Here is a 22,485-nt window from a genome sequence, read left to right as displayed (position 1 = left end):
ACTACACGGATGGGCGAGCGGTTTACCTCACCCTTGTTTGCAAATATTTTGTTATGGCGCCTGATGGGAACCTGTCAGTCAGCCTGATGAAGCACTGGTCGCCAGGCACTCCTTGGCGCTCTTCTTCAATTTCTTGATCAAGCGTTCCTGGCGCAGTGCTTCGCCTTTGCTCGCACATTGCTCGGTATACACCAGCGCAACGGCCGGGCTGGAGAGGAAAAACCGCGCGCCCTTGCCGCTTTGATGAGTGGCGAACCGGCGCACCGGGTCATTGCTGATGCCGCAATACAGCGAGCCATTGGCGGCGCGCACCAGGTAGACGAACCAGGGTTTGGATTCAGGCGTGTTCACGACGGGATTCGGCACTGTACAGAAGCACCCAGCTTATCAACGACCGGCCTGGAATGCCTTCAAACCTTTGCGCGCCTGGGCGCGTACGGCGTTTTTCACCAAGGGCGTCCAGCCCAGTAACAGGCCCTTGGTGCCCAACGCCTGGCGCGACCAGCGCCACAGGTCGAAATGGTCGTGATGCTCGCAAATCCTGCCGTCACGAAACACGAAGCGCGCCTGAATATCGTTGACCACCGTATTGCCGGTTGCGCTGAACAGGTAGGTCGCCACCCAGTGCGCGCTGCCCGCGTTGCCCTCGCTGCGCACGTTGTCAAAGGTCAGGGAAAAATCCTTGGCCCGAGTGGTGAGCATGCGCCACATGTCGCCGGCGTCCTGCCCGCGCAGTTCGCCGAAGGCCGGATCGCTGAACACCACGTCCTGGGTATAACAGGCGGCCATGGCTTCGGCATCCAGGCGCTGAAAGGCGCTATAGAACTCAGTGATCAGGGCGTTATGGGCATCACTCATGGGCAGTTTTCGCAGGATGAACAGGGATGCCGAACGATAGTCCGCGTAACACGAGAATGCCATTGCTTTCTACGGCACCATTCCCGTATCGCGCGCATAAGCAAACAAATCGACATCCGTCGAAATACTCAAACGTTGCATGGCCGTGCTTTTCTGCTTGCTGATGGTGGAAATACTGCGGTTGACCTGTGCCGCAATCTGGCTGACTGTCATGCCGCTGGCCAACATTCGCACCACCTCGCGTTCCTTGTCGGACAATTTAGGCTGCCCGGACTGGTCGCCCACCCCCGACTCCACCAACTGCAAGCGCAGGGATTCGCTGGTGAAGGTCTGGCCCGCACACACGGCCTTGATCGCCTGGGGCAACTCCTTGGCCGAAGCACTCTTGGCGACCACGCCGCGCACACCATGGGAAAAAGCTGCACGCAAGATGGCGATGCTGGCGAACATCGTCACCACAATCACCGGCACCTGCGGATACTGGCGATGCAGCAGGCCCAACAAACCGTAGCCATCGGCCTGCTGGCCGCCTGGCATGGCGAAATCCGTGACCAGCACGTCGCACGGGGTTGTGCTCAACACGTCAAGCAACTGATCAGGACCTTCGGCCTCACCGACCACTGTGCATCTTCCATTCGCCTCGATCACGACCCTTTGCCCGATGCGAACAATAGGGTGATCGTCAGCAATAATTACTCGAAGCATAGGTACCCACGAATGATTGCAACTTGAATCAGCGCAAAATACCTCCGCCGGCAATCATCAACAACAGCTAACAAAGCGTCACTTGCAGCCACGCCCAATGTTCTGTACTAGCTAAATTTTTGCCTACAAAACAACAGGAAAACACCTACAGTCAAAACCAGCTCACTCGGAAACGAAAAGCCCTTGCAGGCGCGGATTCAGAGACGGGACAAGTATTCGAGATAAACGCACAAACGTGCCTGGAACAGCTCCAGTTGCACCGAGTGGGAAGCAACATCGCCGGACTGGACCTGCTCGATCAATTGCGTGGCAGTGGACTCAAGGTCGCTGCCGCCCAGAAATACCAGGCTACCCACCAGGCGATGCAGGCGTTCGGCAGCCAGTGAGGCGTTGCGCGTTGAACAGGCTTGGCGCAAGACGCGATAGTCTTCCCAGGCTTCCACCAGCAGGCCTTCGAGCAGCTGATCGACGATCGCGTCGCTGCCAAACGTCGCGACAAGCGTGGCGCGGGTTGGCCAGCCAGGGGCTGGCGCAGTCTCCTGGCCGGCTTGCGGAGCATCACTGCCAGGCAGCCAGTGCATCAGCACGGCGTGCAATTGTTCCAGGGTCAGTGGTTTGAGCAGCCAGGCATCCATGCCCGCTTCGCGACAGCGCCGGGGGGTATCGTTTTGCAGATTGGCGGTCAAGGCAATGATCGGTACTCGCCTCAATCCGTGGTCGTGCTCATGCTGGCGAATGGCGCTGGCCATGCTGTAACCATCCATAAACGGCATCTGGCAATCGCAGATCACCAAATCAAAGGGCCGGCGGGTAAACGCCTTCAGCCCCATGAACCCATCGGCGGCCAACTCGTACCCCAGGCCCAGCTTCTGCAACATCCAGCCCAACAGCAGCCGGTAGGCTGAATGATCCTCCACCACCAGGATATTCATGTGCTGCCAATGAAGCGGGGGGACAACCGGCAGATCTGGTTTGCGGCTCGCTCCTGGGGTTGAACCTTGCGGCGAAACCATCACTCCCTCTCCATGGCTATTGATCCAGCGGCAACCTGTGACACTGATGCAATCGCCATGGGGGCCCTATGCAGGAATGATTGCCTAATCCTGTTGGGCGTTATCGACCAGAAACAGATAACCTTTTGAGTGATTGAAAGCCGATACAACAACTACGAAAAAGCCACCATCCACTGGCAGCGCACTGGAGTGGCGTGCCATGCAGGCACTGTCGAAAGTGTCTGCCTTCAGACTTTCTCGCTGGTGACGTTTACGTAGCGTGCACGACCGGCGCCAAGGCCCGCGATAATCGCGCCGAGGCCGATCACGGCGAAGATCCAACCGATCGCCGCCCAACCGCCGGTCCAGTCATGCACCAGGCCGACCGCAAACGGGCCCATCGACGCGAGGGTGTAGCCAATGCCCTGGGCCATGCCTGACAGGTTGGCGGCAACATGGGAATCCCGGGAGCGCAGCACGATCAAGGTCAGCGCCAGGCTGAAGGTACCGCCCTGCCCCAGGCCCAGCAGAATCGCCCAGCCCCACAGGCCATCGAGTGGCGCATACAGGCAACCGAACAGACCGCCGAGCGTCAGCAGCATCACCACCACGATTGCCAGGCGCTGGTCCTTGCCGCGTGTGGCCAGCCACGGCGCGGCCAGGGAACTGAACAACTGCAGGATGATCGAGCCCGACAGCGCCAGCCCGGCCTCGGTGGCGCTCAAGCCTCGACCGATCAGGATCGACGGCAACCAGCCGAACACGATGTAGGCCAGGGAGGATTGCAGGCCCATATACACGGTGACCTGCCAGGCCAGCGGGTCGCGCAGCAAGCCCTTGACCCGGTAAGCCACCTGATGGGCGCCTTGTTTCTGGCCGACCTGGGGCAACCAGAACAGCGCCGCCACCAGGGCCGGGACCATCCAGAAGCCCAGGCCGATGGCCCAACTGCCCGCGAAATAATGGCTCAAGGGCACGGTCGCGCCAGCAGCCAGGGCCGCGCCCAGGCACAGGGCCATGGAGTAGACACCGGTCATGGCGCCGGCCTGCCTGGCGAAATCACGCTTGACGATGCCCGGCAGCAACACACCGATGATGCCGATGCTCGCACCGGCCAGCAGGCTACCGGCGAACAGCCCGAATTCCCCGAGAGAACTGCGCAGGATGATGCCGCCGGCGAGTGTCAGCAGAATCCCCAGGACCACGCGCTCGGCGCCAAAACGCCGGGCCAGGATCGGCGCCAGCGGCGCGAACAGCCCCAGGCACAGCACCGGCAAGGTGGTCAGCAAACCGGCCCTGGCCCCCGACAAACCCAGGCTGGCGGACACTTCGCTGAGCAGCGGCGACAGGCTCGACAACGCCGGGCGCAGGTTCAACGCCACCAGGACCAGGCCGAGCAGCAACAGCCACGGCCGGCTGACCACCGGCTCGTGCTGCTGGACCAGCTCGTCGTCGGCTTCGGCATCGATCAGCAATTCTTCCAGTTCGGCTGCACGTTGCTTGTTTGGGGCTTCAAGGTTCATTGATTAACTGCCGGCAGAGGGATTTGGCGCGTTCCGGGTCTTGGTGTTCCACGGCGTCGAGCAGGGCGATATGCAGGTCGAACACGGCCTGGCGACGCGGCGAGGTGTTCAGGGTCTGGCGCAGTTGGGCGCCGACGATGCTTGAAAAATAAAGGTACAGCTCGCTTAGGGCTGGGTTGTGCGCCGCGTCCACCAAGCATTGGTGGAACACCAGGTCGGCGCTGATGTAGGCCTCCAGTTCACCGTGATACAACGCGGCGCTGGCCTGGAGGGCTTGGCGTAGCGCGACGAGGTCGTCATCGCTACGGCGCAACGCCGCGAGCCCGATGGCTTCCACTTCGAGGATCTGCCGCGTTTCCTGCGCCTGTTCCAGCGAGCAATGGGACAACGCACGCATCGCCCCCAGCGGGTCGGTCATCGAGCGCAAATAGCTGCCATCGCCCTGGCGGATTTCGATCAAGCCGGAAAACGCCAATACACGCATGGCCTCTCGTACGGTGTTGCGGCTGATGCCTAGCTCGGCGGAGAGCTCCGGTTCGGTGGGCAGGCGTTCGCCGATGGCCCATTTTCCTTCGGTTATGCGCCAGCGCAACTGCTCCAGGGCCTGGTCCACCAGGGAGCGTTTGATCAACGGGGCGATGTCTGTCATGAGCTTTGCGCTTTCGTCCAATCATAGGATGAATTTTCCTACAGCCTATTCGGAGTTGCCTACAAAGGCAACGCACTAGGATTTTCAGGCAGGAAAAAGAACAGAATTTTCGATTGGTAAAATTACCCTCAGAGGGTAATTATTGGACTCAGGTGTCTTATGGAAAAGTACACACCTCATTACGATCTGGCGGTGATCAAGGCGGATGTCAGGCGGCTCGGAAATCGGGCCTTTACGCTCGCGGCAAAGGAAACGGGTTGGCGTCTCGGCCTCGACATCCCTGAGATGCAAGAGGTCATTTTCGAATTGCAAAACAGGATGTTGTACAAATCAATGACCACCTATGCCGATCATCGGGTGTGGCAGGACGTGTATCACATCAATTCACACGGTCTGGAGATTTACATCAAGGTCACTTACTGCTCAGTCGGTAACCCTCCAGTGATCTCCTTTAAGAAGAAGAGCTCATGAGAACTCAACATTGCTTCATCTGCGGTGCACCCGACGCTATGACGCGCTTCGAAAACCGCAGCGAAACCCTGCGTGTCAACGGTATGGAGCGGCGTGTCGATAATTTGTCGGGTTGGGAATGCCAGCAGTGTGGGGACGGCATGCATGATCCTGACAGTGCTGAGCGCCACGGCGCGGCCGGTGATGAACTCGTCCACGCCGCACGGCAAATGATCGGCACCGAAATGAAACGCATCCGTCGCAAGCTGCACCTTACGCAAAAGGAAACGGTCGAGCTGCTATCCGGTGGCGGTCACAACGCTTTTTCACGCTACGAGCGCGGCGAGCTTCTGCCCTCCAAACCCTTGGTGCTGCTGATGCGGCTATTGGATCGATACCCGCACTTACTTGCCGATGCCAGAGTATTGGCCGAGGGCGCTGACATGCGCGGATTCAGCCACACCATCAATACGGACCGGGAAGCGCTCAAGGCCTCCTGAACCCTCTAAAAAAACAAACCCGGCCAGGCCGGGTTTATTTTTTCAAGCATCCATCAATGCAGAATCTGGCTCAAGAACAACTTGGTCCGATCGTTCTGCGGGTTGTCGAAGAAATCATTCGGCGCCGCCTGTTCTACGATCTCGCCCTTGTCCATGAAGATCACGCGATTGGCCACGGTGCGGGCAAAGCCCATTTCGTGGGTCACGCACAACATGGTCATGCCGTCTTCGGCCAGGCCGATCATGGTGTCGAGTACTTCTTTCACCATTTCCGGGTCGAGGGCCGAGGTCGGCTCATCGAACAGCATGATTTTCGGCTTCATGCACAGCGCGCGGGCAATCGCCACGCGCTGTTGCTGGCCGCCGGACAGTTGCCCCGGAAACTTGTGGGCCTGCTCCGGAATGCGTACGCGCTCAAGGTAGTGCATGGCGATTTCTTCGGCCTTGCGCTTGGGCATCTTGCGCACCCACATCGGCGCCAGCGTGCAGTTCTGCAGGATGGTCAGGTGCGGGAACAGGTTGAAGTGCTGGAACACCATGCCGACTTCACGGCGGATCGCCTCGATCTGCTTGAGGTCGTTGGTCAATTCCACGCCATCGACCACGATGCGGCCCTGCTGGTGTTCTTCCAGACGGTTGAGGCAGCGGATGGTGGTGGATTTGCCCGAACCCGACGGGCCGCACAGCACGATACGCTCGCCCTGCTTGACGTTGAGGTTGATGTCTTTCAACACATGGAACTGGCCGTACCATTTGTTGACGCCCTGCATCTGGATAATGCCTTCAGGGCTCACAGGCTGTTTGATCGCTTCGCTCATCACATCAACTCCTAACGCTTGTGGCCTGTGTCGAGCTTGTGTTCCAAATGAATGGAATAGCGCGACATACCAAAACAGAAAATCCAGAACACCAGGGCGGCGAACACATAGCCTTCAGTGGCCATGCCCAGCCATTTCGGGTCGGCGGCAGCTTGCTTGACGCTGTTGAGCAGGTCGAACAGGCCGATAATGATCACAAGGCTTGTGTCCTTGAACAACGCGATAAACGTGTTGACGATGCCGGGGATCACCATCTTCAAGGCTTGCGGCAGAATCACCAGGCCCATCGAACGCCAGTAGCCGAGGCCCATCGCTGCGGCCGCTTCGTACTGGCCCTTGGGAATCGCCTGCAAACCACCGCGCACCACTTCAGCCACATAGGCCGACTGGAACAGGATCACGCCGATCAATGCGCGCAGCAACTTGTCGATGCCCATGCCTTCGGGCAGGAACAACGGCAGCATCACGGAGGACATGAACAGCACGGTGATCAACGGCACGCCGCGCCAGAATTCGATGAAGGTCACGCAGACCACACGAATGGCCGGCATGTTCGAACGCCGTCCCAGCGCCAACATGATGCCCAGGGGCAAAGCGCCGGCGATGCCGACGGTAGCGATTACCAGGGTCAGCATCAGGCCGCCCCATTGGCTGGTCGCCACGTTGGTCAGGCCGAAGATCCCGCCATGCAGCAGGAAGAACGCGATGATCGGGTACAGCACCAGAAAGCTCAGGCCGTAGACCGCCTTGCGTTGAAAACGCGAGATGAACAACGGCGCCACGCCGACGATGGCCAGCCATACGGTGAGGTCCACGCGCCAGCGCAGGTCGCCGGGGTAGTAGCCGTACATGAACTGCCCGAAGCGCTGTTGGATGAACACCCAGCAGGCGCCCTCCTTGGTGCAATCGGCGCGCGTGGTGCCGACCCAGTTGGCGTCGATGATCGCCCAGCTCAGAATCGGCGGCACCACCAGGTAGATCAGATAGAACGCCAACAAGGTCAGCAGGGTATTGAGCCAACTGGAAAACAGGTTGGCGCGCATCCATGCCATCGGCCCGAAGACTTTGCTCGGCGGCGGCATATCAGGTTTGAACGTATGCGAACTCATGCAGGTTTCCTCACCGCTCGATCAGCGCAATGCGCTTGTTGTACCAGTTCATCAGCAGGGAAATGCTGATGCTGATCGCCAGGTACACGCTCATGGTGATGGCAATGACTTCGATGGCCTGGCCGGTCTGGTTGAGCACCGTGCCGGCAAACAGCGAAACCATTTCCGGGTAACCGATACCGGCGGCCAGCGACGAGTTTTTCGCCAGGTTCAGGTATTGGCTGGTCAACGGCGGAATGATCACCCGCAACGCTTGCGGGATGATGACCTTGCGCAACGTCGGCCCGGGGCGCAGGCCCAGGGAACGCGCCGCTTCGGTCTGGCCGTGGCTGACGGACTTGATACCCGAGCGCACGATCTCCGCGATAAACGCCGCGGTATAAACCGTCAGCGCCAGGGTCAGTGCCAATAGTTCAGGAATCAACACCCAGCCGCCGACAAAGTTGAAGCCTGAAAGCTTCGGCATTTCCCAGTGCAGCGGTGCGCCGAAGATCAATGCGCACAACGCCGGGATCACGATGAACAACGCCAGGCCCACCCAGAATTTATGGAAAGGTACGCCGGTGGCTTCAAAGCGCTTGTTGGCCCAGCGCGCCATCAGCACGATTGCCGCAATCGCCACCACGACGCTGACCACAAACGGCCAGAAACCGTCAGCGGCAAGCGCTGCCGGCATATTCAGGCCACGACTGCTGACAAAAAAGGTATCGCCGAAGTTATGGCTGTTACGCGGCCCCGGCATGGTCAGGAACACCGCGAAGTACCAGAACAGGATCTGCAGCAGCGGCGGAATGTTGCGGAACACTTCCACATACACCGTCGCCAGCTTGTTGATCATCCAGTTCGGCGACAGCCGCGCCACGCCAATGACGAACCCGAGCAGGGTCGCCAGGATCACACCGATAAAGGTCACCAACAGGGTGTTGAGCAAACCGATCACAAACACCCGGGCATAGCTGTCCGATTCGGTGTAGTCGATCAAATGCTGCGCGATGCCAAAGCCGGCACTGCGCTCAAGGAAGTCGAAACCCGAGGTAATGCCCCGGTGCTGCAGGTTGGTCTGGGTGTTATTGAAGAGGTACCAGCCCAGCGAGACCACCGCCACTATCGTGATGATCTGGAAGAGCCACGCACGCACTTTGGGATCGCTGAAGCTGAGCTTCTGCTTGGGTGCGCCGATTTGATTTTGCATGAAGTGCCCCGAAAAGAATGGAACAGAACATCACCCGGCGGTTGGCCCACCGGGTGACAGAACCATCAGCGATCAGCGCACAGGGGGTGCGTATTGAATGCCGCCGGCGTTCCACAGGGCGTTCAGGCCACGGTCGATTTCCAGCGGGGTGCTCTTGCCCAGGTTGCGCTCGAACACTTCGCCGTAGTTACCGACTTGCTTGACGATCTGTACGACCCAGTCTTTCTTCACTTTCAGGTCTTTGCCGTATTCGCCGTCAGCACCGAGCAGACGTGCGACGTCCGGATTCTTGGTGGACTTGGCTTCAGCTTCGACGTTTTTCGACGTGATGCCGGCTTCTTCAGCGTTGAGCATGGCATAGCCCACCCAGCGCACGATGGCCAGCCACTCGTCGTCGCCATTACGCACGACCGGGCCCAACGGTTCCTTGGAAATGGTTTCCGGCAGAACCACGTAGTCCTTCGGCGCGGCCAGCTTGCTGCGCTGGGCGAACAGTTGGGACTTGTCGGAGGTCAGTACGTCGCAACGCCCGGATTCCAGCGACTTTGCGCTTTCATCGGAGGTGTCGAAGGTGATCGGGGTGTATTTGAGGTTGTTGCCACGGAAGTAGTCGGAAACGTTCAGCTCGGTGGTGGTACCGGCCTGGATGCAAATGGTTGCACCGTCCAGTTCCTTGGCGCTTTTCACGCCCAGCTTGTTGTTAACCAGGAAGCCGATGCCGTCGTAGTAGGTGATGAAGCCCGGGAATTTCAGGCCCATGCCCGCATCGCGGGAGCTGGTCATGGTGGTGTTGCGCGACAGGATGTCGACTTCGCCCGATTGAAGCGCGGTGAAACGCTCCTTGGCGTTCAACTGGCTGAACTTGACCTTGGTTGCATCACCGAAAACGGCGGCGGCCACGGCGCGGCACACGTCAGCGTCGATTCCGAGGATCTTGCCGCTGGCATCCGGCACCGAGAAACCCGGCAGGCCGTCACTCACGCCACACTGCACGAAGCCTTTCTTCTGCACGGCATCCAGGGTGGCGCCAGCTTGGGCAAAACCACTGACACCCAATACAGCGGCCGCGGTCACGATGGCCAGGGTGGATTTCAATACCTTCATTCAAACCTCCAGTTGCTCTTGTTGTGTCGGAGCTCCAACCTCAGCGCACCCTTATGAGGCGATATCGACCCGTGTTGGCTTTTTTTGGGGTCGAGCAGCATGAGATTTTTGCGGTAATTCCAGTTGCTTTCCCACAAGCGGCAGTCACTGATAGTGTTACCGCCCTAGGAGAGTTCTGACATCGACCTACACATAGCAAGGCCCGTACCAGAGTGCTGGCTGAGTCGCTGACGGCGATGTTCAATGGCAAAAGATTCACCCTTGCGACATTCTCTTAACAGATCAACCTGTCGCGCACCGTTCCGACGCACTTAATCGGAGCGCCCGCACAGCTATGGAGCAGACATGACCGAACCCTTGATACTTGAGCCCGCCAAGCCCGCAGATGCCTGTGTTATCTGGCTGCATGGCCTGGGCGCCGACCGCTACGACTTCCTGCCGGTAGCCGAAATGCTGCAGCAAACTTTACTGACCACCCGCTTCGTTTTGCCCCAGGCGCCCACCCGTGCGGTGACGATCAATGGTGGCTACGAGATGCCGAGCTGGTACGACATCAGGGCCATGAGCCCAGCCCGTTCCATCAGCCTGGAAGAACTGGAAGCGTCGACCACAATGGTCACGGATTTGATCGAGGCGCAGAAGAGAACCGGGATAGACGCTTCGCGGGTTTTCCTGGCGGGCTTTTCCCAGGGCGGCGCAGTGGTTTTCCACACTGCGTTTAAACAATGGCAGGGCCCGCTGGGTGGCGTGATCGCCCTCTCCACCTACGCGCCAACCTTCGACGATACGCTGGAATTATCCGCCAGCCAGCAACGCATCCCTGTCCTGTGCCTGCATGGCCAGTATGACGAGGTGGTGCAAAACGCCATGGGCCGCAGCGCCTACGAGCATTTAAAGCACCGTAGTGTCACCGTGACATGGCAGGAATACCCAATGGGCCACGAAGTGTTACCCGAAGAGATACGCGATATCGGCACCTGGCTGACCGAGCGCCTGCGCTGAAACCCGCGTTGATGTAGTTGTATGACAGACGCACTACGCCGCGCCCGATTCTTGCATTACACTGGCCGGCGTACATTCCTTAACCAATTAATGAGATGACCGTGCTCAAAGCACTCAAGAAAATGTTCGGCAAAAGCGAGGCTGAGCCGCTCGCGCCTGTTCCCAGTGCTCCCGCCCCCAAGCCCGGCAACCGCAATGACGCTAGGCAGCCCGAGCGGATCGCACCTGCCGCCGCACCGAAAACAGCCTCGGTGACACCGCCCGAACAGGCCGAGCCCGCAGAGATACTCGCCGCGCCTGTCGCTAAGCCACGCCGCGAACGCGCGCCCAAGCCGCCCGTGACGCCGTGGAAACTCGAAGACTTCGTCGTCGAGCCCCAGGAAGGCAAAACCCGCTTCCATGACTTCAACCTGGCCCCGGAACTGATGCACGCCATCCAGGACCTGGGCTTCCCGTACTGCACGCCGATCCAGGCGCAGGTGCTGGGCTTCACCCTCGCCGGCAAAGACGCTATCGGCCGTGCCCAGACCGGCACCGGCAAGACCGCCGCGTTCCTGATCTCGATCATCACCCAACTATTGCAAACGCCGCCGCCGAAAGAGCGCTACATGGGCGAGCCGCGCGCGCTGATCATCGCCCCTACCCGGGAGCTGGTGGTGCAAATCGCCAAGGACGCTGCCGACTTGACCAAGTACACCGGCCTCAACGTGATGACGTTCGTCGGCGGCATGGACTTCGACAAACAGCTCAAGCACCTCGAGGCCCGTCATTGCGACATCCTCGTCGCGACCCCAGGCCGCCTGCTCGACTTCAACCAGCGCGGCGACGTGCACCTGGACATGGTCGAAGTGATGGTGCTGGACGAAGCCGACCGCATGCTCGACATGGGTTTCATCCCACAGGTGCGTCAGATCATTCGCCAGACCCCGCCAAAGGCCGAGCGCCAGACCCTGCTGTTCTCCGCGACCTTCACCGAAGACGTGATGAACCTCGCCAAGCAGTGGACCACCGACCCGTCCATCGTCGAAATCGAAGCACTCAACGTCGCCAGCGAAAACGTCGAACAACACATCTACGCCGTCGCCGGTGCCGACAAGTACAAGCTGCTCTACAACCTGATCAACGACAACGGTTGGGAGCGCGTGATGGTATTTGCCAACCGCAAGGACGAAGTGCGCCGCATCGAAGAGCGCCTGGTGCGTGATGGCGTCAACGCCGCGCAACTGTCGGGCGACGTGCCGCAGCACAAGCGCATCAAGACCCTGGAAGGCTTTCGCGAAGGCAAGATCCGCGTGTTGGTGGCCACCGATGTGGCCGGCCGCGGGATTCACATCGACGGCATCAGCCACGTGATCAACTTCACCCTGCCGGAAATGCCGGACGACTACGTGCACCGCATTGGCCGCACCGGCCGTGCGGGTGCGGCGGGCGTTTCGATCAGCTTTGCCGGGGAAGATGACTCGTATCAGCTGCCGTCGATCGAGACGCTGCTGGGGCGCAAGATCAGTTGCGAGACGCCACCGACGCATCTGTTGCGGGCTGTGGAACGTAAGCACCCGTAAGGAACATGCCCCTGTGGAGCGAACTCGCTCCACAGGGGGGCCACGCCGGCAAACGCTGGCACTACCCCCGATACAATTCCCCCATGATGGGCTGGCGAACGCGCGACGCCTCGTCTCTGAATGCCTGGTAGTAGCCGGCACTGCCGCTCGGCATATCGACCAACCGCCTAACAGCAGGTTGCGATTGGGGCTGGGTCGAATCAGCCCCGCCATCCCCGCCCCCCTGCGATGCGGGTGTGACCGGCGAGAAGAATCTACTTTCGATCGAGCGACCAAGGTTAGTAAACCTCAACACCGCCCGCGTAGCCCCGAAAGTCTGGCTGAATCGGGTGATGCCGGTTTTATCAGTGAACTTGTAGGTTAAGCCCACCATACGCTTGCCTGCGGCGGATAGCGCAGTGCCGACGGGTGCGTTTTTCAGTGTGCCGACACCTGAAAACTTTGCAGCAGCAGAACTGTAGGCCATATGCGCCGAGGTATAGGCCCCCGCCACACTCACTGCCAATGAGGCCAAAGAGAATCCGAAGGATGCCCAACCAAGATTTCGGATGTGGCCCGAACGGTCCCACCCCATGGCTTTGTCGACCTCGGCAATAGTCATCGCTGTGATACTCAGCGTCCCGTTTACCAGACCAAGCCCCGCCCCGACAGTAAGCGCTGTCTTGGAGGCAATAACCCACGCCGCTGCGGCTGCCGTAGCCGCAACGGCAGTCGCAGCGGCTGCGGCGCCCGCCCCGGCCAAAGTTCCGGTAGCGGCTGGCACCGCCACAGCCGTCGCCGTCGTTAGAGCCGCTGCGAGTCCCGTAGCCATAGACGCTGCCCCATACACCGCCACCGCTCCCGAAAGAGCAACTGCCCCAAACCCCAGTGTTACTACCGACAGCGCCAACGCAACGCCGGTCAACGTCCACTTCAACCAAGTTGGCAACAACCCGCTGGGGTCCATCAGGTTGATCGGGTTACCGGCACAATAGGCGTAGCTATTGATTCCCCCCTCATCAAATGGACTCAACGGATCGGGCTGCAAGAACATCATCAGGTCTGGGTCGTAGGCACGCTGCCCGTTGCCCAGGAAATACAGGTTGATCGCCGCATCCAGGCGCTGGCCGTTGAATGCAGGCAGTTGCAAATCGGCCATGGTGCGGGGTTTACCGTCATCCAGAGGGATCTGCGTATCACCATAAGGCGTGTAGTGGCGACCCACAGGTGCCTGGCCCGGGGACGAAATCCCGCGGACGCTGCCGGCGGCATCGTTCATATGCAGTTGCGGGCCTTCCACCCCGCCAGTACGCGCCATCACCTGGTCCGCACCGTCGAAGTAGCGAATCTTCCTGCTGCCTTCAACCAGGGTATCAAGGCGGTCCCCGGCGTATGCCAGCATCACGGGCGGCTCATTGCTGCGGGCAGCGACGACCTGCCGGGCTTCGGCATCGTACCGATAGCTATAATTGAAGGCATTGGCCTGCACAGCAGTCAGTTGCTCGAAACCATCATAGGTATAGGCCTGGCCTGCAGGACTCGCCTGCAAGTTGCCGGCGGCATCATAGGCCGCTGTGAAACTCTGTACCGGAAGCGTGTGGGTCAGGCGGGTCAGTTGGGTGGGGTCGGCGCCGGTGAAAAAACGCTCGCACGTATCTTGGGTGCCATCGGCAAAAGTGGTCACTACCCGTGTGATGTTATTGAGGTTATCAAAGCTGAAGTCTTGCCCGGTGATGGCACGCCCCAGTCGATCCTTCGGATGTTCAAGGCCTTCACAGCGGTAGGTTCTAAGTCGCAGGTAGGCATCGTAGGCGAAGGTTTCACCGATCACCACCTGCGAACTTGCATTCCGGAGAAACCGAGTCGCCAACATACTGTTGGTGTGATAGGTGCTGCTCATCACCTGCAACAGCGCGCCGTTTTGCTCAAAGCGGCGCTCGGCTTCCCGCCCCAGCGAATCGTAGGACACCTTGGTAACGACTCGCGTATTGTCATAGGCGGTGGTCAGGCTATCGGGTCGGCCCAACGTATCGTAGGACTGTTCAATGACCATGGGTCCGGTGGTCATCCGGGAGAATCGTCCGTGGGTATCGTACTCAAGTAGGCTGCTCTGGCCATCGGCAGCCGTTTGATGAAGCAGGCGCCCTGCCGGGGAATAGCTGTACTGCGCGGTCAAGGTGGTGCCGCTGGCGGTTTGAACGTCCTTTTCGGTATGGCCGTTGGCATCCAGAAAGAACTCATGGATAAGGCCATTGGTCTCCGAACGGGTCAACGCTCCGTTAATCGGGTCATGCCGATAGGTGCTCACGGGGAGCCCTGTCATCTCAATCCGACTCGCTACATCCAACTCCTTGTCATAGGTCAGGCTCTGACGAACTCCACGGGGGGTCACCATGGCGATCGGCTCGATCCACCCCGCCTCATACTCCCAGGTCGTAGCCTGCCCCGTCCCTCGCGCCTGGCTGGTCATTCGGCCCAGGCTGTCGTAAGTGCGCGTCCCCAGCCGCCTGCCATCGACTGTAATCGCAGTGGCCAGTTCAGCGCTGGTACCTGGGGCATAGTCCGTTTTGCGCAGCCGCTGCGGGGTACCATCTACCGGTTTTTGAAGAACCGTCTGCAGTCGGCCAAACGTATCGTAGGCATATTCAGTACTGTTTTTGTTGACGTCCAGTACCGACAGGCATCGGCCCAGGCCATCGTAGGTGCGCGACTCCACTTCGACTTTATTATTATTGGCGTCCAGCCGTTCCACCTTTATCGGTTGGTTATGCGCATTGAAATAGCTCACCAGCCGCTCACCGCCTGCAACGCCTTCCTCTGTTTGATTCAGCAGCGGGTCGTACTCATTGATCTCGACGCTGCCATCAGAACGAGCCACACGGCTGGCATTGCCCCAACGGTTGTAGGAATGGGTGCTCTTCAGTGAAATCTGTCGGTCGGCCAGGTAATCGAAATTGACCGTCTCCACGGTTTGCCCAAGCGCGTCATACCGCCACGTTGCGGTGGCACGCTCCTGGTCCTGGTTCGGGCCAATCAGTTGAGCCTCGGATACCTGACGACCAGCGCCGTCGAAGTAGGTAATGGCCTTGTTACCTTGTGCATCCGTGGTGATCAGATGGGCCCGTTTAGCCTGCGTCGCAAAATGGTAGGCATAGCGTCGACTCGCTTGCAGTGGTTTTCCAGGGGAAACCGTTTCTTCCGTCAGCCGGCCGCTTATATCAAACGCCAAGGCGAGAGTGCTGCCACCGTCTCGCGCCATCGACAGCAGGCGTCGATTGAGCAGCGAAAGCGTGCGTACCGCCTCAAGCCACTGCCCCTCGCGCCCCGTCAGGCGTCGGGTTTCCACAAGATTGTCACCTGTAACGGTGTAACTGAAATCACTGACCAATACCTGCCCGTCGACCGTACTGATGCTGCTCTTCAGCCGGCCAGCCAACTCGCCGGGGGTTTCGTAGTAGCTTTGCTGCATCGAAAATACACCGGCCTGGCTGCTCGACTGCTGCAGAACAAAGTAACTGCTGCCCGTCTGCGGCACGCGGGTATGGGTGTACTCCGTGAGCACGGGTGCAGGCGTGCCTCCCACAGGTATGAGGCGCTCTTGCTTGAGGTAGCGCGGGAATAAATTATGAGGGTCAGCCGGGCACTTGCCGCTCTCGCCGGCAATCGGGTAATAGGTGTATTCGGTGCGAATCCCGGATGCCTCGGTGCGGCTTAGTTCGTTGCCGTAGTCGTCTGTCTCGATCTGCTGGATTTCTTCACGCGCCGTGCCACCGGCCACCAGTTCATAGCGCTTGGTGATGGTTTTCGGCAGTTGGAGGTTGGGGGGCTGGGCGGGGAACAGGCCGGGGACCACGTTATAGGCGATGGTAGTCTTGGCCCGCGTACCTTCACGCAATACCGATTCTTCGGTCAGCAGGTGGAACTTGTTGTAGGTGGTACAGGTAACGGTCAGCACGGCATTGTCATTTGCCGAGTCGATGACTTGCTCCTTAGTCCAATAGTCATAGGCGCCGCCAATCAGATACAGATTGTCCTCCCCTTCATGAAAACCAGCGGAATAGGGGAACCCGGTAAAATTTGTGCCAGAACTATAACTATAAGTCCGGATCATGGGAGGTTGATTGGCACCTGGGGTTTGCGTCCAACTGGACACCCGAGGGATGAACTGGTTATTGCCATATTGATGGCCGTTCTCGGTGTAGCTGATCCGTTCATCCCCGCCCATAGGCAGTTGCATCCGCTCGATCGCCACCAGGCCATTACGAAACGGTGTCCGGTAGGTAAATTGATAGGCCGCGATCTCAGGTGGGCCACTACGGTCATAAGGTGCGGTAACACTGGTGAGGCGAGCATTGGTCTGAGTAAACCGCATGCGCGCGTAACGACCACCCTCCACTCGCGCATCAGCCGTTTGCAGGGCTCCACTCGCATAGGTCAGCACCAGCAACTCTTCCTGCTTGTGATTGAGAACCCGCTCGAGAGCGCCGCCCGCGGCGTAGCGGAAGGTGAACACTTCACCATTTTCGAATCGTATGGAAGTGATCCGATAAGGGAGTGTGCTGCTGGTACGCTGCAAAACTTCGACAGTGCCATCCCGATAAATCACATGGAGTGTGGTTTCATCTGTGCGTCTTACTACCAGATCTTTAAGTTTTCGATCTTTGAACACCATCACGCCGCCAACTGAAGGCATACCTTGTGTTTTAAACTGCTCGCCGCTGAGCAAGGTAAGTTGGGCGTTGCTGAGATCAAACTGCGTATTACTCAGCCGCCAACCCAATCCATATGGCGTACTTTCAGAGCTGAGCATGGAGAATGACAAAACAATGCTGCGACTGACTTCAATAGGCCCTTGAGGGGAGAATTGCGCCAAACGGATCTGGCATCCATATTGACCTGTACGCGGATCGACTGAACCGCTTAAGTACGAGGAAAAATTAAATGCATTGGAATAGACATTCATGTCAAGCTCCTGCGCTCAAGAAAAATCACGGCAATTTAATCAGTTCTCATAATCCAACAACTCAATATTATTTCCACGTCGTTGCATCGTATATGCATGCATGCAACCATAATTATCCAGCAGGCGCCAAGGTGTTCTGGCGTCTCCCTCAGGCATGCCTTTCTTACCGGAAACCCACATCGCACGCATAATCGTATTTACTCGATTAAATGGCACTCTGTGAGTAGGATCTGGCAATGTTCTGTGAATATCATAAATCTTAGGATTTGCTCCAGGGATATCGTGCCCTATGACGACGCCAACCTTTCTATAATGCTTGTCAGCTCTATGAACGAAGGTTGTCTGAAAGTATATTCCCTCATCAAAGAGCCACATAGGTGAGTCCAGCCCCATTTGGGAGACAAACTTCAATCCCGGCGGTGGCAGCCAATACCAAACATCAATATCGGTATCCGTACTAAACTCCCAATAAGCATGATCCACAGTACGTACAAGATCAGCAACCCTTACTCGAAATGGTTGCCGAGGCGAAATATGCACCCAACTATCGAAATTGATTTCAGCATCAGAAAAGTTTGTAGTATAAACCTTGCCATCTATAACGATTCTGGCCATTAACCTTCTGGCCTCCATTGAGGCGCCCGTCTCTAAACGCATAAAACGATCAATTATCTCTATAGCATTCGGCAACCCCATTTTTTGCGTAATTTGCTCCTCTGCCTCATCCCCTTTTCCGCCTTCTACACTTCGATTCCACAGTCCGATCTCATATATATTTCGAGCTGTATCGCACGCCCACCCGGCAGGCAAAGGCTCATTCGCATTAGCCGAATACAGCGTGATCGTAGCACTGTCTTTCTCATCCGCCCGTGGCCGTACTTCCTCCCAAAGTCCATCAACTCCTTCCTGCTCCACACTGAGTTCAATAGAAACTTTGCATTGGTGGCGGCTATTGGCATATAGCGCATCAGTTGTATCCTGGCCATTGGTAAGGATGATTTTTAAGTGTCTAGGCCGCCGTTTCAATTGAACGGGTTCGACTGTCAGGCGGTTACCACCTTCAGCAGGCACAATCTTGAACGCATGAGTCGTTCCGAAATTATCTCGCAGGTACCATCTACTCTGTGTATCGCGCTGCGGAAGGTCCGGTATCGGAGTAGTAAGTTTAACGGCGCACATGACGCGACTATTCAATCGTCGAACAATCGGATTTACATTCGGATCGACTGACGGAAGATTCTGGTGGATCATATTCAAACGCAATTCTTCATCGGGTCGGTGTTTGAAGACGCCCCCTTTGAATATTCCCGCCAAACCATAAGACGTTTGAAAAAAAGTCCCTTCATTTGGTACCTGCAACGGCTCGACCAATCCATAACTATGAACAAAATACAAGCCGTTCACACCCTCCCAGTAGTACATATCCACATCAACGGCATACGCACTCAAAGCGTCGTAGTCAGTTATCAAGTCAAGTTCTGTAGAGAGCAATACGGGCGGCGCGACGGGAGCAATAAACACCGACGACTGAAAGTCAGTCGGGTATTCGGAATAGCTACGGGTGACGCCTTCGCCATCCAACATAATGGTTGCCATTAACTGTATAGGTTCAAGTGATGAAATCTCCTCGACGCGCACATATCGGCGGATAATTTCTATACGCGGATCAACAATAACACTATTTGGCCCAGGCCCGCCTGGTGCTTCCCCCGTGCGATTCCAAAGCCCTGAATCGTATTCATTTTTCTCGGTATCGAAGGCCCACCCGACCGCTTCACTTTGATCCACCGACATTAATACAGGTACGATTTTTATACTAGCGCGCTCGCTATCAGTTAACGCGACATTGTTCCATGAACCCAGCCTCCCTATAACCTCTTTTAAAACTTCAACAACAATTTCAACCTGATGATGCCCATTGGCATACAGCGCATCCGTATAGTCGGTACCGTCAGCAAACCTGACTTTAAAGTGTGAAAGTCTCATATTATTTGATTGTCTGATCATTTTACTCTCCAAAACTCAATATCAGCCGACGCACAGAGACTGGTCAAAATCAATTCGATTGAGAAACATCACACACTTAAATGCGGGGTGTTTAAGGAGATTAGAGATCAATAAAAAAACAAAGGTAACTGTCAGAATTGACAGTCAGATAGATCAAATCGAAATAGTTTAATAAGGCGTCATAATCGTAAACACCAGCGATGGCTACTTATTTATGCAAGCACCACCGACTGAAAGTCAGGCTTTCCAACGATCCGCCGCCACATGATCACTGTCCCGCCCTTCCACCCAGCGCGGCCCTTCACTGGTGTTTTCCTTCTTCCAGAACGGCGCGCGGGTCTTCAGGTAGTCCATCACAAATGCACAGGCATCGAATGCGGCCTGGCGGTGGGCGCTGGCGGCGGCTACAAAGACAATGGGCTCGCCGGGTTCCAGGGCACCGATGCGGTGCAGCACCTCCAATTTGAGCAGCGGCCAGCGTTGCTCGGCCTCGACGGCGATCTTGGCCAGGGCCTTTTCGGTCATGCCGGGATAATGCTCCAGGAACATCCCCGCCACTTCGCGGCCATCATTGAAATCGCGCACATAGCCGACAAAGCTCACCACCGCGCCCACGCCCACATTGGCCGCATGCATCGCGTTGACTTCGGCGCCGGGATCAAAGGCTTCGACCTGCACACGAATGGCCATGTTCAGCCTCCGGTCACGGGTGGGAAAAAGGCGACTTCATCACCGGCCTGCAACGGCTCGTCGAGGGAGCACAGCTCCTGATTGCGGGCGCACATCAGGCTGGTCTCGTTGAGCACTTCAAAACCCGGATCCCCAGCCAATGCAAGGCGCACCGCGTCGACGGTCGCGAAGTCACCTTCCATCTCCAGCGAATCCAGACCGATCGCTTCGCTGTAGCGCGCAAAAAACAATACGTTGATGCTCATGCCTGGTCCGCCTTGAAATGCCCGCTTTTACCGCCAAGCTTTTCCAGCAGGCGAATACTTTCGATGGTCATGCCCCGGTCCACGGCCTTGCACATGTCGTAGATCGTCAGCGCCGCGACGCTGGCGGCGGTCAGGGCCTCCATCTCCACGCCGGTCTGGCCGGAGAGTTTGCAGCGCGCCAGGATGTACACGGCGTCGGCGCCTTCGGCACGCAGTTCGACCTTGACGCCGGTAAGCATCAGCGGGTGGCAAAGAGGGATCAGGTCGCTGGTTTTTTTTGCCGCCTGGATCCCGGCGATGCGGGCCACGGCGAACACGTCGCCCTTGGGATGGGCGCCGTCGACAATCATTTGCAGGGTTTCGGGCAACATGCGCACCCGCGCTTCGGCCACCGCCTCACGGAACGTCATGGCTTTGTCGGTGACGTCGACCATGTGGGCGCGACCTTGGGAATCTAGATGAGTCAGCACAGCGATACTCCTGATCAGGAGCAGCGATTGTAAACCATGTGGGAGGGGGCTTGCTCCCTCCCACATTGACCGCGTTTACAGGTGTGATTCGGCGTATTCGGCCAGGATCGAACGTGGCACCCCTTGCAGCGCGATGTGCACGCCGTTCGGGAAGTCTTTGAAGCGTTCCGTCAGGTAGGTCAGCCCGGAGCTGGTCGCGGACAGGTAAGGGGTGTCGATCTGTGCCAGGTTGCCCAGGCACACCACTTTGGAACCGGCGCCGGCACGGGTGATGATGGTTTTCATCTGGTGCGGGGTGAGGTTCTGGCACTCATCGATCAGGATCAGGCTTTGCTGGAAGCTGCGGCCTCGGATGTAGTTGAGGGATTTGAACTGCAACGGCACTTTGCTGAGGATGTAGTCGACGCTGCCATGGGTGTTTTCGTCATCCATGTGCAAGGCTTCGAGGTTGTCGGTGATCGCCCCCAGCCACGGTTCCATTTTTTCCGCTTCGGTGCCGGGCAGGAAGCCGATTTCCTGGTCCAGGCCCTGCACGCTACGGGTGGCGATGATGCGGCGATAGCGCTTGGTCACCATGGTCTGCTCGATAGCAGCCGCCAGGGCCAGGATGGTTTTGCCGGAGCCGGCGGCGCCGGTCAGGTTGACCAGGTGGATGTCCGGGTCGAGCAGCGCGTACAGCGCCAGGCTCTGGTAGATATCGCGCGGTTTCAGGCCCCAGGCTTCCTGGTGCAACAGGGGTTCCTGATGCAGGTCGAGGATCAGCAGCTTGTCGACCTGGATCTCTTTGATCCAGCCCACGAAGCCCTGTTCGTCGACGATGAATTCATTGATATGCACGGCCGGCAGGTTGTCGATCAATTGCACCTGGTGCCAGGTGCGGCCATGGTCCTGGCGGGTTTCGACCTTGCTGACGCGGTCCCAGAACGAGCCGGTCATCATGTGATAGCCGCGCGACAACATCGACACGTCATCAACCAGTTGGTCGGTGCTGTAGTCCTCGGCCGCGATCCCACACGCTCGGGCCTTGAGGCGCATATTGATGTCTTTGGTCACCAGCACCACGCGCAGGTCCTTGTCGCGCGCATGCAGGTCGATCAATTGGTTGATGATCTTGTTGTCGTTGAGGTTTTCCGGCAGCAGGCTGTTGGGCTCGTTGCGCTTGCTCATCAGGATCGACAGCAAACCCTTGGGCCCGCTTTTGCCGCGCTGGATCGGTACGCCGACTTCAACGTCCTCGGGCGAAGCTTCACCCAGGGTCTTGTCGATCAGGCGGATGGCCTGGCGGCATTCGGCGGCGACGCTGTGATGGCCGCTTTTGAGTTTGTCGAGCTCCTCCAGCACGATCATCGGGATGGCGACATGGTGTTCTTCAAAGTTAAGCAGTGCGTTTGGATCGTGAATCAGTACGTTGGTATCAAGCACATAAAGGATTGGCTGGTCGGAAGAAGGGGTGCGTCCATGATCATCCATACTCGGTCACCTTTGTGGGAGCCAGTCGACGCAATACCTGGGCGGTGCTGCGCCTCGATTCGACCACCGACCGCAGCTTGAGTGACGTCAAGCGCGGTGCCCACATGAGGAGTCTTGGAAGACGCCACCTGTGTTGCAGGGTTCGGCGATCTGACTTCGTAATACCGCAAAACCCATGACAGGAAAAAGCACTTTGA

The 22,485-nt window shown here is 58.0% G+C and carries 20 protein-coding genes; 4 read left to right on the top strand and 16 right to left on the bottom strand.

What is annotated here, in order from left to right:
• Positions 1-78 precede the first annotated feature (78 nt).
• The 6 genes from C4J86_RS05570 to C4J86_RS05545 form a co-directional block, all read right to left on the bottom strand.
• Positions 79-351, bottom strand: coding sequence for a GIY-YIG nuclease family protein (locus C4J86_RS05570; protein WP_124361413.1), 273 nt, complete (start codon positions 349-351; stop codon positions 79-81).
• A gap of 36 nt (positions 352-387) precedes the next feature.
• Positions 388-858 (bottom strand): nuclear transport factor 2 family protein, encoded by a 471-nt coding sequence (locus C4J86_RS05565; RefSeq protein WP_124361412.1) that lies wholly within the window; start codon positions 856-858, stop codon positions 388-390.
• 69 nt (positions 859-927) lie between these two features.
• Positions 928-1,563: a response regulator transcription factor gene (locus C4J86_RS05560; protein ID WP_124369725.1), complete on the bottom strand. Its 636-nt coding sequence runs from the start codon at positions 1,561-1,563 to the stop codon at positions 928-930.
• A gap of 197 nt (positions 1,564-1,760) precedes the next feature.
• Entirely contained in the window at positions 1,761-2,576 is an 816-nt protein-coding gene (locus tag C4J86_RS05555) for a response regulator (RefSeq protein ID WP_124369724.1), read from the bottom strand.
• A 227-nt stretch (positions 2,577-2,803) separates the two neighbouring features.
• Positions 2,804-4,078 carry a CynX/NimT family MFS transporter gene (locus C4J86_RS05550; RefSeq protein WP_124369723.1) on the bottom strand — a complete coding sequence of 425 codons (1,275 nt, stop codon included), beginning with the start codon at positions 4,076-4,078 and terminating at the stop codon, positions 2,804-2,806.
• The gene (locus C4J86_RS05545) at positions 4,068-4,727 is read right to left on the bottom strand and encodes a FadR/GntR family transcriptional regulator (protein ID WP_124369722.1); all 660 of its coding nucleotides are present in this window, start codon (positions 4,725-4,727) and stop codon (positions 4,068-4,070) included. Before C4J86_RS05545 ends, C4J86_RS05550 begins: the two co-directional genes overlap by 11 nt.
• A gap of 159 nt (positions 4,728-4,886) precedes the next feature.
• Between C4J86_RS05545 and C4J86_RS05540 the strand changes: the two genes are divergently transcribed.
• Together C4J86_RS05540 and C4J86_RS05535 are read left to right on the top strand one after the other, a co-directional pair.
• Positions 4,887-5,198, top strand: a complete 312-nt coding sequence (locus C4J86_RS05540) for a type II toxin-antitoxin system MqsR family toxin (RefSeq protein WP_124369721.1) — start codon at positions 4,887-4,889, stop codon at positions 5,196-5,198.
• Positions 5,195-5,677: a type II toxin-antitoxin system MqsA family antitoxin gene (locus tag C4J86_RS05535; RefSeq protein ID WP_124369720.1), complete on the top strand. Its 483-nt coding sequence runs from the start codon at positions 5,195-5,197 to the stop codon at positions 5,675-5,677. Before C4J86_RS05540 ends, C4J86_RS05535 begins: the two co-directional genes overlap by 4 nt.
• Before the next feature lie 53 nt (positions 5,678-5,730).
• Here C4J86_RS05535 and C4J86_RS05530 read toward each other — a convergent pair whose 3' ends face one another.
• The 4 genes from C4J86_RS05530 to C4J86_RS05515 form a co-directional block, all read right to left on the bottom strand.
• On the bottom strand, positions 5,731-6,495 hold the full coding sequence (locus C4J86_RS05530; protein WP_003171943.1) for an amino acid ABC transporter ATP-binding protein: 765 nt from the start codon (positions 6,493-6,495) through the stop codon (positions 5,731-5,733).
• An 11-nt stretch (positions 6,496-6,506) separates the two neighbouring features.
• On the bottom strand, positions 6,507-7,604 hold the full coding sequence (locus C4J86_RS05525; RefSeq protein ID WP_124361406.1) for an amino acid ABC transporter permease: 1,098 nt from the start codon (positions 7,602-7,604) through the stop codon (positions 6,507-6,509).
• A gap of 10 nt (positions 7,605-7,614) precedes the next feature.
• Positions 7,615-8,796, bottom strand: coding sequence for an amino acid ABC transporter permease (locus C4J86_RS05520; RefSeq protein WP_124365915.1), 1,182 nt, complete (start codon positions 8,794-8,796; stop codon positions 7,615-7,617).
• A 72-nt stretch (positions 8,797-8,868) separates the two neighbouring features.
• Positions 8,869-9,900 (bottom strand): amino acid ABC transporter substrate-binding protein, encoded by a 1,032-nt coding sequence (locus C4J86_RS05515; RefSeq protein ID WP_048723770.1) that lies wholly within the window; start codon positions 9,898-9,900, stop codon positions 8,869-8,871.
• A gap of 345 nt (positions 9,901-10,245) precedes the next feature.
• Between C4J86_RS05515 and C4J86_RS05510 the strand changes: the two genes are divergently transcribed.
• Positions 10,246-10,902 carry an alpha/beta hydrolase gene (locus C4J86_RS05510; RefSeq protein ID WP_124365914.1) on the top strand — a complete coding sequence of 219 codons (657 nt, stop codon included), beginning with the start codon at positions 10,246-10,248 and terminating at the stop codon, positions 10,900-10,902.
• Positions 10,903-10,997: 95 nt separating this feature from the next.
• Complete coding sequence (gene rhlB, locus C4J86_RS05505; RefSeq protein WP_124369719.1) at positions 10,998-12,464, top strand: ATP-dependent RNA helicase RhlB; 1,467 nt, start codon at positions 10,998-11,000, stop codon at positions 12,462-12,464.
• Positions 12,465-12,525: 61 nt separating this feature from the next.
• On the opposite strand, the gene C4J86_RS05500 is transcribed toward rhlB, so the two are convergent.
• The 6 genes from C4J86_RS05500 to C4J86_RS05475 all read right to left on the bottom strand — a co-directional run bounded on the left by C4J86_RS05500 (position 12,526) and on the right by C4J86_RS05475 (position 22,288).
• Positions 12,526-17,406, bottom strand: a complete 4,881-nt coding sequence (locus C4J86_RS05500) for an RHS repeat-associated core domain-containing protein (protein WP_124369718.1) — start codon at positions 17,404-17,406, stop codon at positions 12,526-12,528.
• A gap of 39 nt (positions 17,407-17,445) precedes the next feature.
• Entirely contained in the window at positions 17,446-19,413 is a 1,968-nt protein-coding gene (locus C4J86_RS05495) for a hypothetical protein (protein WP_124369717.1), read from the bottom strand.
• A gap of 237 nt (positions 19,414-19,650) precedes the next feature.
• Complete coding sequence (gene moaE, locus C4J86_RS05490) at positions 19,651-20,103, bottom strand: molybdopterin synthase catalytic subunit MoaE (RefSeq protein ID WP_124369716.1); 453 nt, start codon at positions 20,101-20,103, stop codon at positions 19,651-19,653.
• A 2-nt stretch (positions 20,104-20,105) separates the two neighbouring features.
• Positions 20,106-20,348 carry a molybdopterin converting factor subunit 1 gene (gene moaD, locus C4J86_RS05485; RefSeq protein WP_124369715.1) on the bottom strand — a complete coding sequence of 81 codons (243 nt, stop codon included), beginning with the start codon at positions 20,346-20,348 and terminating at the stop codon, positions 20,106-20,108.
• Positions 20,345-20,818, bottom strand: coding sequence for a cyclic pyranopterin monophosphate synthase MoaC (gene moaC, locus C4J86_RS05480; protein WP_124369714.1), 474 nt, complete (start codon positions 20,816-20,818; stop codon positions 20,345-20,347). The genes moaD and moaC overlap by 4 nt, the downstream gene beginning before the upstream one ends.
• Before the next feature lie 75 nt (positions 20,819-20,893).
• On the bottom strand, positions 20,894-22,288 hold the full coding sequence (locus C4J86_RS05475) for a PhoH family protein (RefSeq protein ID WP_057724660.1): 1,395 nt from the start codon (positions 22,286-22,288) through the stop codon (positions 20,894-20,896).
• Between the last annotated feature and the right edge of the window lie 197 nt (positions 22,289-22,485).

Origin of the sequence: Pseudomonas sp. R2-7-07 (genome assembly GCF_003852355.1) — a bacterium.
Lineage (GTDB): Bacteria > Pseudomonadota > Gammaproteobacteria > Pseudomonadales > Pseudomonadaceae > Aquipseudomonas.
Note: the sequence above shows the minus strand (reverse complement) of the source record. Positions and strands in the feature narration are given on the sequence as shown.

Excerpts from the sequence above, each read along its gene's own strand:
- C4J86_RS05565 (WP_124361412.1), bottom strand. The coding sequence starts at position 858 with ATGAGTGATGCCCATAACGCCCTGATCACTGAGTTCTATAGCGCCTTT.
- C4J86_RS05560 (WP_124369725.1), bottom strand. The coding sequence starts at position 1,563 with ATGCTTCGAGTAATTATTGCTGACGATCACCCTATTGTTCGCATCGGG.
- C4J86_RS05555 (WP_124369724.1), bottom strand. The coding sequence starts at position 2,576 with ATGGTTTCGCCGCAAGGTTCAACCCCAGGAGCGAGCCGCAAACCAGAT.
- C4J86_RS05550 (WP_124369723.1), bottom strand. The coding sequence starts at position 4,078 with ATGAACCTTGAAGCCCCAAACAAGCAACGTGCAGCCGAACTGGAAGAA.
- C4J86_RS05545 (WP_124369722.1), bottom strand. The coding sequence starts at position 4,727 with ATGACAGACATCGCCCCGTTGATCAAACGCTCCCTGGTGGACCAGGCC.
- C4J86_RS05540 (WP_124369721.1), top strand. The coding sequence starts at position 4,887 with ATGGAAAAGTACACACCTCATTACGATCTGGCGGTGATCAAGGCGGAT.
- C4J86_RS05535 (WP_124369720.1), top strand. The coding sequence starts at position 5,195 with ATGAGAACTCAACATTGCTTCATCTGCGGTGCACCCGACGCTATGACG.
- C4J86_RS05530 (WP_003171943.1), bottom strand. The coding sequence starts at position 6,495 with ATGAGCGAAGCGATCAAACAGCCTGTGAGCCCTGAAGGCATTATCCAG.
- C4J86_RS05525 (WP_124361406.1), bottom strand. The coding sequence starts at position 7,604 with ATGAGTTCGCATACGTTCAAACCTGATATGCCGCCGCCGAGCAAAGTC.
- C4J86_RS05520 (WP_124365915.1), bottom strand. The coding sequence starts at position 8,796 with ATGCAAAATCAAATCGGCGCACCCAAGCAGAAGCTCAGCTTCAGCGAT.
- C4J86_RS05515 (WP_048723770.1), bottom strand. The coding sequence starts at position 9,900 with ATGAAGGTATTGAAATCCACCCTGGCCATCGTGACCGCGGCCGCTGTA.
- C4J86_RS05510 (WP_124365914.1), top strand. The coding sequence starts at position 10,246 with ATGACCGAACCCTTGATACTTGAGCCCGCCAAGCCCGCAGATGCCTGT.
- rhlB (WP_124369719.1), top strand. The coding sequence starts at position 10,998 with ATGACCGTGCTCAAAGCACTCAAGAAAATGTTCGGCAAAAGCGAGGCT.
- C4J86_RS05500 (WP_124369718.1), bottom strand. The coding sequence starts at position 17,406 with ATGAATGTCTATTCCAATGCATTTAATTTTTCCTCGTACTTAAGCGGT.
- C4J86_RS05495 (WP_124369717.1), bottom strand. The coding sequence starts at position 19,413 with ATGATCAGACAATCAAATAATATGAGACTTTCACACTTTAAAGTCAGG.
- moaE (WP_124369716.1), bottom strand. The coding sequence starts at position 20,103 with ATGGCCATTCGTGTGCAGGTCGAAGCCTTTGATCCCGGCGCCGAAGTC.
- moaD (WP_124369715.1), bottom strand. The coding sequence starts at position 20,348 with ATGAGCATCAACGTATTGTTTTTTGCGCGCTACAGCGAAGCGATCGGT.
- C4J86_RS05475 (WP_057724660.1), bottom strand. The coding sequence starts at position 22,288 with ATGGATGATCATGGACGCACCCCTTCTTCCGACCAGCCAATCCTTTAT.